This is a genomic window from Streptomyces sp. NPDC005808, from assembly GCF_042871385.1.
In the GTDB taxonomy this organism is placed as follows: Bacteria; Actinomycetota; Actinomycetes; order Streptomycetales; family Streptomycetaceae; genus Streptomyces.
The window spans coordinates 40,272-51,963 of sequence record NZ_JBIAIK010000026.1; the positions used below are offsets into that span (position 1 = coordinate 40,272).

Genomic DNA, 11,692 nt, shown 5'->3' on the forward strand with positions numbered 1-11,692 from the left:
ACCCCCCCCCCCCCGGTTTCTGGTGGGACACACTACGGGGGGGGGGGGGGGCTGGGGCGCCCCGACCATCCCCCCGACCACGGTTCAGCCCCGAGTAGGCGACAGGTCATCGGGGCCGGCACACGTGCCGCTGCCGAGGATTGCTGCGCGACCACCAGCAGTGCGGGGCACTGGAGCCCCGCGTGCCGATGCGCAGACGGAGGCCGCCCGGGCTGCGGTGGGCACCTGCGCAATGTGTCGCCTGGAGCTGCGCACGAGAAAGCCCGGAAGGCTCTGGGCGGACTGCGCAGCCGTTCCGTGCATGGCGACTGCGCAGGATCCTCGACTGGTCGCGCAGCCGGATTGCGCAACGTCCGTCCGGGGGTGCGCAATCGGGATCTCGCCGGACTGCGTGCCGGGCTGACGGTGCGTGGTCGGCCCGACCATGACCCCGACCATGGCAGCTGGACGGGCATGTTGCCCGATCGTGACCGATGGTCGGGGCTCGTGGCCGTCTGCCTGGTCGGGGTCGACGGGTGAGCTGACGGCATGGAACACACGCACGACCGCGCACCCAGGCCCGCCGCCCGCCCCACCCCGGCGGGCTTGGAGCGCTGTCCAGGACACAGCGCGCGGTCCACTTCGGAGACACCGCGGTGAGCCGTTTTGGGGCGGGAGTCCACCGGGGTGTGATGGCCGCCGATCAGTTCACGCAGATCGCCAACGGCCTGTTCCGTGACAGCCGGTTGTCCTACAAGGCGAAGGGGATCTTCGGGCACGTCAGCACGCACCAGACCGGCTGGCAGGTCACCCTCGCCCACCTCGTCGCCGTGGGCCCCGACGGGCGGGAAGCGGTCCGCGCCGGCCTGAAGGAACTGGAACGGTACGGCTACCTCATCCGCGAACGCCTGCGCCGCCCGAACGGAACACTCGGCGAGGTCGTCTACGCGATCACCGACCACCCCGCCACCCTCGACATCGGCCTGCTGGAAGCCACCTCCGCACTCGCGGCCGAAGACGGACACGACACCGGCTTCGGGGCAGGGATCCGCCGGGGTGTGATGGCGGCCGATCAGTTCACGCAGATCGCCAACGGTCTGTTCCGGGACTCCAGGTTGTCGTTCAAGGCGAAGGGGATCTTCGGGTACGTCAGCACGCACCGGGACGGCTGGCAGGTCACCCTCGCCGAACTGGTGCGCCGCGGCCGTGAAGGCGTCGACGCCGTCACCACAGGGCTCCACCAGCTGGAGCGGCACGGCTTCCTCTACCGCACCCGCGAGCGGAACCCCGACGGCACGCTCGGCCAGGCGCTGTACCTCATCACCGACCTGCCCGCCCTGCAAAACCCCAGCTCACAACCAGAGTCGGGTTTTCCAGGATTGGCTGAGCCTACGTTGGCTGACCCCGGCACTAAGAACACCATCGTTAAGAAGACCAACAAGCAGAACACCAGACCCCTCCATCCGTTCGGCCGCAGCGAAGCACCGCGGGCACCGGGCCGGACGGACCAGCTGGCAGCGCCTGCGGCGGATGAGATGCACCCAGGGATCCGTCTACTGCTCGAACTCGGGGCGGCTCGCCCCGAACTGCTGCTGACCGGGGAGGCACTCACCGATCAAGGCCGGGTCGCGACCGTGATGCTGGAAGCCGGCTGGAGCCGCGAGCAACTGCAGCACGTCATCGCCGCCCGGCCCCTGCCCCACCCGGTGCGCACCACAGTCGGCGCGATCATCGCCGCCCGCCTTCGAGCTGCCCAGGCCTACCCCCCGCCCTCCACCGCGGCCGGCCACCAAGACCAGCCCGCAGGGGACGGCCCGCCGCCGCAGCCGCCCAGCTCCACCGCCGCGCGCAAGGTGACCGAGGCCCTCACCTACCGAGCCCTCGTCGAATGCGCCGGCTGCGGCGTGCCCGCAACCGCCCCCGGCGAGGACCTATGCCCGGCCTGCCTCGGATGGCCACCCTGCCGCACCTGCCCGGGCCCCACCCCACGCCGCGCCCACCCCGACGGCAACGGCCGCTGCACCACATGCGCCTCCGCCGTTACCGACCCGATGGAAGGAAGCACCCCGTGACGGACACCCTCCACACCCCGCCGCCCACCGAGGCCGCGCATCACGAGCGCCCCTTCGCCCGCGACCCCGGACGGTGGAACAAGGAAGCCTCCCGCGCCCTGCGCACCGGCCACGTCCGCGACCACACATGCTCGGCCGCCTGCGAACTCGTGCTCGTCCACGAACGCACGCCCTGGGGCTGGCTCGCCTGGACTGTCCCCGGCAACGGCAGCCCGTCACAGATACCTCATCAGATCGGGGTGCTCACTCCGGCCGCGACCCGCTCGCAGCGCCTGGCCCTGCGCTGGCTGACCAGGCGCCCCGCCCGGCGCCTCGCCCTGGACACCGTCCCCGGATCACTGCGGTTCTCCGCCGCCGCCGTCGCCCTCCTGAGCGTGGTGGTCGGCCTGTTCTCCATCACCCGCGGCGTCCCCACGGGCGTCGCGTTGCCGGCGATGCTGCTCGCCCCGCTGCTCGCCGAGCACCTGCCCGACCGGATGGACGCTCGGGCCCGCGCACACGTCAACATCGTCGAAGGCGACAGCGCCGTCCGCTACCTGCAGCGTCTCGCCACCCTGCATACCTCGCTCGTCGAAGCCGCCGCTGGCAGCGACCGCTACGAACTGCGCCGCTCGGCAGAGATCGGCCAGCACCTGATGTGGGATGCCGCCGGTCTGCTCCAGACCCAGGACACCCGCTCTCAATCAGGTGGGCTCATTGCCCGTGAACGGCTGATGCTTCAACTCGCCGACCAGGTTGCCCGGCTCATCGAGCGCTCCTCCACCGGGGACGGCACAGCCGTCGAGGACCAGACCTGCGACCCCGGGCTGCCGCTGGGTCCGTACCCGCCTGGCGTCCGGCCGACGACACCTCCGGCACCTCAAGACGCGCACAGCACCTCACCCCTGAAGGGAACCCTCCTCATGGCGCAGACCGAACCCGGCACGGCCGCTCGCACGACGGACGTCTACCTGCTCTTCGCGCACGAGCCGTACTACCCCGGCCCCGGAGCCCAGGAGATCAACACCACCGTGGTAGCCGCCGACACCCTCCTCCACCCGAAGGTGCACCAGCCCGACGGCACCCGGATCCACAACCTCCTCACCCAGGGACGGCAGGCGGGCAAGATCGTCCCCCTGTCCACGCTCACCCACGAACTGAACGGAGGCGCCGACTGGCCGACGGTCGGCGACTGGGAGCGCGTCACCTCCGACCTGGTGCAGCTTGTCCACGCAGGTCTGTGTGATGCCCTCAGCCTCGGCCTGCCCGAGATCGCGCGTGCTCTACTCTGCGCCGGGCCGCACAGCCAGGTCCGCGCTTACGACGCTGCAGCCGACGACTTCGTCGTCTACGCGGCCCCCGATCGCGCCGCGGCCCTGGCCGAAGTCGGCATGTTCCTCACCAAGCTAGTGGCCGAGCGGCCCCTCTGGCCCGGAGATGATCTGCTGCCCCAGCTCGTCGACCAACCATGAGACCGACAAACACAGCACGGCGCCCCGGGCCAGCCATGGCCTGGGGCGCTGCAGTCCTTCAGAAGCGGGGCGGTGTTGGAGTGCGTTGCGTACGACGTTCTCCCAGGATCTCGGCGGTCCGCCGTACTGCATGGTGAGCTTGACGGCCAGGCCTGGGCGGTAGCTGCGCGCGCGATTGCCTTGGTGGGCGGACATCGGCGCCTGCTCCACCAGCTTGCACAGCGAGCACGGCGTCACAGGCGGCTCGTACCCTGATCCGCCAAGGAGGCTGGCCAGGCGGGATGGGCCTCCAACGGCCCACAACATGAGCGGACCGGTTGTTGGGCACACAGCACGGCGCCCCAGGCCATCGCCTGGGGCGCCGTGATGGTCTTCGATGCCGGATACGCCAACGAAGGCAACTCACAGGTCGGTCCACGGGCGGGGCTTGCCGCCGGTCAGCGGCGTCCACATGGCGTGGGTGGGACCGTGTTGCTCGAGGTCTTCGAGCACGGCTGCTCCGAGGCGGACTTCGCGGGCGAGGGCCACTACGAGCGGGTGTTGAGCAACCATCGCCTGCAGATCGCTGATCCGGTTGTCCAGCCTTGCTCGGGAGGCGCCGGTGAGCACGAAGAGCAGCCGGGGAAAGACCGGATACCAGCGGAGCCAGGCAGGACCTGCGTCGGCCTTCCTGCGCCGGCCGACGGGCTGGGCCTCGTACTGGAACAGACGCGCGTATTCGATCAACTTCGCGGCCAGCCGTCCGCTGCTCATGGTGCTGCGATCGACTTCCACGAACGCGCCTAGCTTCCGCCGGTGTTCGCTCTCGACGACGGTGTAGTACATGACGGCGTCGGCTACAGTCCGCTCACCCTCGCCGATCGAGTGAGACACCTCGGGGGTCCAGTCCCAGGGGCCATGCTCGTGTCCGAGCCGACGGGCGTCTTCGGCAAAGGCCAGATGGACGCGGACGACGGCGAGCGTGTGCGGGGTCTTCAGCGACGCCGCCGTACCCGAGGTGATGGGGTAGGGCGGCCGCCCCCGCAGGACAGGCAGATCCCGGGTCAGACGGGAACCTTCCGGCGTGAGGTACCACGCGTGGGTACGCGAGCGGTTCGCATCCGGAAGCACCGTGCACTCGACGAGACCGTCGGAGCGCAGCGTGTTCAAGACCCGGGACAGCAACTGCCGCGTGCCCTCCGGCCGCAGCATCCGGCGCATCTGGCTGGTGGTGGCGATGCGGTGCTGGGCGAGCCCGGCCAGCACTTGGTGACGCAGGGGTTCAGCAGGGCTGGGGACCGGGGTGCTCAGGGCGGGGCTGATCATGCAAATCCTTGGGCCGTGGCGGACTTCGTCTGCTGATCAGAGAACCCGTGGGCCCCGACCAAACCCCCGACCACGAAGCCCCGACCATGGTCACGAAATCGAAACAGCCTCAGGGCCGCGCATCCACGACCCCGACCACGAGCCTCGGAGGCGGGCAAGGGAAGTGTGCGATGGGCTCTCCCGGCTCCAGGGGCCAGTCTCGGCAAGACCCAAGAAGGCGGTGCCTGGAGAAAATGGGCGATGGCCGGTCCGCAGCAGCCAAGCTGCTGCGGGGCGTGGTGGCGAGCCGCGCCATGCCGGCCATCGTGCGACACCCGGTCCGCAAGGGACCAACAACCCGTAACCAGGTGCCGCGTTCAAGAGGCGGTGGGAGATGGCCGCACCGCCGTTTCTACCTTTTCGGCCTACGTTTGGCCGCCTGCTCGAGGATCCGCTTGCGCGTCCACCGCCGGCGCCCGCCCTTATCCGTGACGGCGTCAGGTGTTTTCATCAGGGGAAGATTGCCCTGGGCGAGGCTGCTAGAGAAGGAGCCGACGCTCTTGTAGCCGAGCAGCGCCGCAGCCTGTGTCGCCCCGAGGAGCTCGTCGGGATCACCGTCGACGGGAACAGCGGGAAGTGCCTGCGCTGGCCGCTCGCTGCTGGGGTACCGGCCGCTCCCGGGCCGTGCTGCCTTCCAGTCGAGCAGGGTCTGCACCCGCCACAGCAGCTTGCGGTAGGGGCGCTCCGGGGTGCCCATCTCTTCGACGACGTCCGGCTTGGGGAAGTACCCGGGGTGGTCGCGGACGTAGTTGTTGACCTGGTTCATGTTCTTGTAGCCCAGGAACCTCGAGGCGGCCACACCGTTCAGCAGGTCCCCAGGGTCCCGGGAGGGCGGTTTGTGGTCGCCGAGTCTCGCCAGCGACCGCTCTGCGAACCACTTGGTAACTTCGGCGTGGTCCCACAGTCTCGCGCGCCGGCGCATGCCGACGATTTCCGGGAAGCCGTTCTCGTCTCGCGTGTTGTAGAGACGGGTGACCCGCGCGGAGGTCAGACCCTGCTCTGCCGCGATCTCGGCAGCGTCAGCCAGGCGAGGCTTACGTGGCGAGGTCATGGCGGAACCGCCCGTCCAGTCGGCAAGTGCGCCGGCCTGCCCGGCTCACAACTCAGATAATGGCAGAAGATCCGGGTGCGGGTCTACCACGCTGCCCAGGAATTGCGGGCAAGGCGGCCGGCTTCATCCTTCAGGGATCAGGCACACACCGCGGTGGGCGGCGTCCTCAGCCATCTCGGAGTAGGCCAGAGCCGCTGGAGTCATCTGCCACTCGGTGACGGCGAGCAGCGAGACCAACTCGCCGCGGTCCTGCGATGCGTCGCACGGCAGACCGGCCGCGTTCACGGTCGCTGCCAGGACCTCGGGCGACATTCCTGCCACACGAGCCGCCACGGTTCTGCGCAGGTCTTCGAAGCCCTGCTGGTACAGATCGTTCGCCTCGGTCAGGAACAGCAGCATCAGATCCTCGTCGTGACTGGCCGGTGCGGCCGCGGCGAGGTCGAGGAGGCGCTGGGTGGTCGTCGTCATCATGGCCAGTATGCCTTTCTGGATTGATCAGCGGGGTGCCGCCGGACTCTGACGAGGCGGCGAGGGGGAGCGCCAGTTCGGGCCGGGTGGTTCAGATGAGGAGGGCGGCCGAAGAAGGTGAGCGCCCGCAGGTCACAGATGTCTTGGCACGCTTCCGTGCCACGCTGAGGCGAAGTGATGGGCGTCGGCCGCCTGGACGGTGAGACTTGACTGGCATCCAGATGCCGAGATCTCTAGCTCTGGGCGGCGCAGCCGTTGCACAGGGCGCGCCCGCTGTCGCGGGCCAGGTCGGGTAGCTTCCGGGGCTCCAGCTGCAGTGCGGCGCGGACCTGCACCTGGAGCGCGGCGAACTCGGGCCCGTCGTCGGGGCAGACGACGCCCGGGTCGGGTGCTCCGCACGTCCTCGTGTGCCGGATGAGATCGGTGATGCGCCAGTCGGCGCGGAAGCTGTCGCCCCGAACCTGTTCGACCTCGGCGTACAGGTCGGCCAGCCGCGGCCGCCGTCCGGCCGAGAGCTGCACGTCGCGGCGCGCGGCGTAGGGACACAGCGAGCAGGAGCAGCGCGAGGTGCCCGCCCAGTCGCCGGCGCCGGGCACGGAGTCGTACGTCCAGCAGTACGGCACCGGCGCGGTGCGGTGCCAGTCCCTGACCGCGTCGGTGGACCATTCCTTGATGGGCAGCCACTCGTCCACGAGGCGGGCGCTGTTGGACTGGACGGTGCGGAAGGCCGGCCGCTTCTTGCGGTCGGGACCTTCGTCGCTGCGCAGGCCCATGACCTTCAGGATGCGCACGGGACGGCCGAGCTCGCGTTTCATGCGGGTGACCATCGGCGTCCAGGCGGCGGAGACGACGCTCTCCTTGGCGGCTTTGCGGCAGTAGGGACTGCCCATACGGGGGAAGCGGCCGTAGGCGGCGATCTCGGTGAGCAGGCTGTGCGGCATCCGCGTGCCATCGGGGCTGGGGAGCGTGCGGGTAACCTCGACGTGCCGGTCGGCCGGGATTCCGAACGCGGCGCTCTGCAGGGCGGCGAGTTCGGACACCCCCGGGTAGCGGACGCCGTCGAAGACCACGGCCGGCCACTCCAGTACGCCGAGGCTGGAGTGGTAGGAGATCACCCGGTCGGCGACGCCGGCGCTCCGCGCGGCTTCCATGAACACATAGTTCATGACCGCGGAGTCCTTCCCGCCGGACAGCTGCGGGGCGAGCAGGTCGTACGAGGCCAGATCAGGTGCGTGCGGCGGGCGGTGGGGGGAACGCGTGGGCATGACGACTCCAACAGGTCGGTGTGGTGAGAGCGGTGAGAGGGGAGTGCGCGGTGCTGGAACGCAGGACGCTCCGGCACACCGTGTTCAGGAAGGGACGGGTTCGCGATCGGGGTGCTTGGGGTAGGGCTGTCGGGTCGGCAGGCCCAGCCGGATCTCCTCGCGCTTGCGGCGCGACCGGCCGAGCCGGAACACCCAGCGGTGGGCGCCGCGGTGACGGACGTTGCGGGCGCCGGCCGCGGCCAGGGCCTCGCGCAGCCAGACCGCCGGGTCGACGCCGGGCCGCGGCCGCGGAGCCCCGAGCGCGATGAGCTGCTCCTGGGCGTAGTGGTAGCCCTGCTCCTGGCGGCGGATCTTCTGCGCGGTCCGGGAGTTGAAGACCGTGCCGTCGGGCAAGAGCTTCACCGTCCGCGCGGTCGCCCGGCCGGCATAGACGGCGTTCGTCGCGGCGTAGATCGTCCCGACGTGCCCGGGCATGATCAGGACGCCGGAAGCGGTCCTCCGTGGGACAGGGTCGGCGAAGGAAACAACGCCCCGCACTCCCTCGGCGAGCAAGGTGGCGTGGCAGCGCGCGAGGAACCAACTCTCGGAATTACCCGGGCACTCATCGAGCAGAACGAACCGGGAACACTCAATGGACTCGGTGAAGGGGCGCAGGTCAGGCAACGGTTTGGTGAGCACGGCGGTGTTGACCGGGGCCCCGAACACGGCAACACCGGTGAGTCGGCGCACCCGCCCGGAGACGTCATACAGGCCGAACTGGACCTTCGCGGCAGGGTAGGAGCGCGAGTAGTGGTGCGTGAGGACGAACTGCTTGCCCGGCTCTTCGCCAGGGATGACCTCCACCTGGTACCGGCGCGCGTCGAACCCGCCGTCCCGGAGGTGCCTCCAGGAGTGTTTTCCCTCGCGCCATCGCTGGCACCAGGGGGTCGAGGTCGGTATCTCCGCCAGGTCCTCGAACGGCAGTGCTTCCTGGACCGAGCCCATCACACTGCTTTCCCGTCCGCAGGTTCCTCGTGCTGGTCGGCGTCAGGGAAGAGCGAGAGCTGCGCGGCGGGAGCGGCGCGCAGCGGTGAGCAGGGCGGTGTGTGCCGGACGTCCTGGGACGGCGCGGGGGTGGCGTCGGTGGGCTGGTCGTCGTCTGCGGCGTGTGTGCAGGGGCAGTTCCACCGGCATGGTCGCTGCCCCGCCGCGTAGTGGATCATTGCGACGACGAAGCCGCCGCGGTCCGTCATGGTGCCGGCGTCCTTGTCGATGCGTGGGCCGTCTGCGCTGATGCACTGGTCGTGGCGGCCGGAGTCGCAGGGGTGGCAGACGCCGCGCTCGCACGAGCACCAGCGGTGAAATCCGTGGGGGTAGGCATCGTCGATCCGGCGAAGTGCCTTGGTCCAGGCGTGGGCGCGGATCCAGGCGCCCTCTTCCCCGGTCATGGGGGAGCTGGTGGGGGAGGGGACCGGTTTGAGGATGCCCATGAATGCTGCGCCGATGAGGCGTAGGCGGGTGGTCATGTCGGGTCTCCGAACAGAGTTGGTGTGGTGCGGATTTCGTTCATCCAGGCCAGGAGGCGGGGGAGGTTGGTGTCGGGCCCGAAGGCGAGGTAGGTGCCGTCACAGGTGGTGCAGCCGAAGGCCTGCGCGATGCGCAGTCGGCGCCGGGAGTTGACCCGGCCCATGTGGACGGCAAGTCCGCGCTCGCGGGCCTGCTGGGCCAGGCGGTGCGCGGCCGGTGAGGTCTTCCACTCGGTGGAGCCCGCGAGGAACAGCACGTCGATCGCGTCCCAGGGGATGAGACCGTCCTCCTCGCTGCCGTCCTGGGCGGCGAAGGCGACCGGGATGCCCAGGGCGCGGATGGGCTCCAGCCACGGCAGTGACTCGGCAAGCGTCGCCGCGGCGTCCATGGGGACGTCCGGGGCCACGGCCCACAGGCAGCGGTCCGCCGCGTAGCGTTCGACGGTCGCGGTCAGCCAGGCGAACCATGCTGCGGTGCCGGGCCAGCCCTTGCCGAACTTGCCGTTGTCGCACGCGTACAGCGCGCCGGGCGGGATCAGGTTGCCTTGGGCCGGTGTCGTCATGCAGCCCAGGAGTCCGGCCTGCATGACGGCCCGTACCTCAGCTCCGGAGGGCGTTGCCAGGTACAGCACGGCGCTGGGGAGGCAGGTGAAGCCCAGTGTGTGAGGGCATGCGGGCGCGCATGAGCGGTCCTTCCGGACGGTGAGAGGCGAGGAGAGGAGCGGTCAGGCGAGTGGCAGCTGCGCGGCGGCGCCCGAGATGAGGGCCTGCCACTCCTTGTCGAAGTTCTGGTCCCGCTTGTCCAGCACGCGGGCGGGGGCGGTGGTGAAGAGTTCCTCCGCCATCGGCCAGGCCGCCTTCCGGGGGCGGAGCCAGGCGCGGCACCGTCCGTACAGGTGGTCGCGCTCGACGTCGATGCCGTGCCGCCGGGACACGTTGGTCAGCCGCTGCGCGAGCTGCTGGGGGCGGCCGATGTCGATGCGCTCGGTGGAGCGCATCACCGGGCGGTGCCCGCCGTCGCCGGACAGCAGGAACAGACGCCGGACGCGGTAGAGGGCCCAGGGCATGTCGAGCTCGCGCTCGAAGGCCTCCAGGCAGGCCCGGTCCCGCGGCTGAGCCGGGTCGAAGAGCTCCAGGAGACTCTTCCTGCCGTAGAGCTTGGCGTTGGGGTTGAGGCTCATCGCCGTGTACTCAAGGCGCAGCACTTCACCGGCGATGCCCGGGTGGGTGCGCATGCGCTCCATGTGGGCCGGTAACGCGCCCATGGAAACCGGGAAACAGCAGAAGGTGCAGTAGCTTGTGGGCCAGTGCACGCCGAAGCGCTCCAGCAGATAGTCCTCGCACGCCTGCCGGCCCCAGCCCCAGTCGACAAGCGGGAACTCACCGGTCCGACCGGGGAGTTTCGAGTTGGCCTGGTCCTTCAGGCAGCGTCCGGATTCGTCGGCGTTGAAGCCGATGATCTGGCGAAAGGGAAGCCCGCCCGTGACGGCGCCGATCCACCGGTCACCAACGTCTGCCTTGGCACGCAGGCTGCATTTGCGGGTGCCGGCCTGCTGGGGAACCGTGCCCACGGACTCCATCTCGTCCCACAGCGTCCACGCCCCGCGGGCGTGGAGCCGTTCGGGGTGACGGGAGTCGTCCAGGACCGTGATCCCGTCAGCAGCGAGGTGACCGTTGCGCGCGAGCTGGACGAACCGCACGCCGTGCTCGCGCAGCAGCGGCAGCATGAACTCCTCGACCAGGAGCCGGGTTTCGGGCCACTCACTTCCGGTGGCCATGTAGAGGACTGCGGTGCGCTCCAGGTCGATGCCGTGCACTGCCGGGTCGGTGAGCATCTTGGCGAGGTAGGCGGTGGAGTCCGCGCCCAGGCCCCAGTTGATGAACGTGTCGACCTCATCGGTGGTGGTGAGACCGGGCAGTGGCGGCGTGTAGCCGGGACGGCTGGGCATGGCGGCACTCTCACCGGGTGGTGGGCGGTATGGAGCGCGCGGAATCGTCCTGCGCCGCGGGCAGGGGTGCGCTGTAGGGGCGGAGCATCCGTGAGGCATTGGCCCTGGTGACGTCCCAGCAGTCGGGGCGCGCGGCCGTGGAGAGCAGCAGGCAGTAGCTGTCCTCGGGGTCGGGTCCCTCGGCGAAGGGCAGGTCGTCGGGAAGCTGGTCGAAGAGGGACCCTGCCTGGTGCAGTCCCTGAACGGCCTTGAACAGCGCTCGGGGGTCAGCCGGGTCGAGAGACCCCCACGCCTCGGCGAGAGGGGAGTGCTGCGGCAGTGCGGGCAGCAGCCGCGTGTGACCGTCGCCGAAATCGAACAGGGTCCGGCCGTCCGCATCGAGCACGCTGTGCAGCGTCAGGACGTCGCAGCAGTCGTTGTCCTCCAGCACCAGGTATGCGGCTGCGCCGGCGTACTGAGCGTTGAGGGTGTCGGCGATCAGCCGGGAAAGGGCCTGGGCGGCCTCGCGCACGCGGTCCGTGGCCTCGATGAACGCGGGCCACGTGAGGGGGACAGTCATGAGGGGGTCCTTCGTCTTGGGGCCCGTGCCCGGGTGGGGAGTCCGGGCA

At 70.0% G+C, this 11,692-nt stretch carries 11 protein-coding genes; 2 read left to right on the plus strand and 9 right to left on the minus strand.

The features are described from left to right. Positions 1-635: 635 nt before the first annotated feature. Positions 636-2,051: a hypothetical protein gene (locus tag ACFYPC_RS35495; protein WP_391891455.1), complete on the plus strand. Its 1,416-nt coding sequence runs from the start codon at positions 636-638 to the stop codon at positions 2,049-2,051. Beyond that, positions 2,048-3,502: a hypothetical protein gene (locus ACFYPC_RS35500; protein ID WP_391891456.1), complete on the plus strand. Its 1,455-nt coding sequence runs from the start codon at positions 2,048-2,050 to the stop codon at positions 3,500-3,502. Before ACFYPC_RS35495 ends, ACFYPC_RS35500 begins: the two co-directional genes overlap by 4 nt. A 402-nt stretch (positions 3,503-3,904) precedes the next feature. Here ACFYPC_RS35500 and ACFYPC_RS35505 read toward each other — a convergent pair whose 3' ends face one another. The 9 genes from ACFYPC_RS35505 to ACFYPC_RS35545 form a co-directional block, all read right to left on the minus strand. After that, entirely contained in the window at positions 3,905-4,807 is a 903-nt protein-coding gene (locus ACFYPC_RS35505; protein WP_391891457.1) for a replication-relaxation family protein, read from the minus strand. A 391-nt stretch (positions 4,808-5,198) separates the two neighbouring features. Then, entirely contained in the window at positions 5,199-5,897 is a 699-nt protein-coding gene (locus tag ACFYPC_RS35510) for a hypothetical protein (RefSeq protein ID WP_391891458.1), read from the minus strand. A 123-nt stretch (positions 5,898-6,020) separates the two neighbouring features. Next, the gene (locus tag ACFYPC_RS35515; RefSeq protein ID WP_391891459.1) at positions 6,021-6,365 is read right to left on the minus strand and encodes a hypothetical protein; all 345 of its coding nucleotides are present in this window, start codon (positions 6,363-6,365) and stop codon (positions 6,021-6,023) included. A gap of 233 nt (positions 6,366-6,598) precedes the next feature. Beyond that, positions 6,599-7,630 (minus strand): phosphoadenosine phosphosulfate reductase, encoded by a 1,032-nt coding sequence (locus tag ACFYPC_RS35520; RefSeq protein ID WP_391891460.1) that lies wholly within the window; start codon positions 7,628-7,630, stop codon positions 6,599-6,601. 84 nt (positions 7,631-7,714) lie between these two features. Beyond that, positions 7,715-8,614 carry a hypothetical protein gene (locus tag ACFYPC_RS35525; RefSeq protein ID WP_391891461.1) on the minus strand — a complete coding sequence of 300 codons (900 nt, stop codon included), beginning with the start codon at positions 8,612-8,614 and terminating at the stop codon, positions 7,715-7,717. Continuing rightward, a complete protein-coding gene (locus ACFYPC_RS35530) occupies positions 8,614-9,135 on the minus strand; it encodes a DUF6248 family natural product biosynthesis protein (RefSeq protein WP_391891462.1) in 522 nt (173 codons plus the stop codon). The genes ACFYPC_RS35525 and ACFYPC_RS35530 overlap by 1 nt, the downstream gene beginning before the upstream one ends. Continuing rightward, the gene (locus ACFYPC_RS35535; protein WP_391891463.1) at positions 9,132-9,722 is read right to left on the minus strand and encodes a hypothetical protein; all 591 of its coding nucleotides are present in this window, start codon (positions 9,720-9,722) and stop codon (positions 9,132-9,134) included. The genes ACFYPC_RS35530 and ACFYPC_RS35535 overlap by 4 nt, the downstream gene beginning before the upstream one ends. A gap of 138 nt (positions 9,723-9,860) precedes the next feature. Further along, complete coding sequence (locus ACFYPC_RS35540; RefSeq protein WP_391891464.1) at positions 9,861-11,084, minus strand: hypothetical protein; 1,224 nt, start codon at positions 11,082-11,084, stop codon at positions 9,861-9,863. A gap of 10 nt (positions 11,085-11,094) precedes the next feature. Then, on the minus strand, positions 11,095-11,643 hold the full coding sequence (locus ACFYPC_RS35545) for a hypothetical protein (RefSeq protein WP_391891465.1): 549 nt from the start codon (positions 11,641-11,643) through the stop codon (positions 11,095-11,097). Positions 11,644-11,692 lie beyond the last annotated feature (49 nt).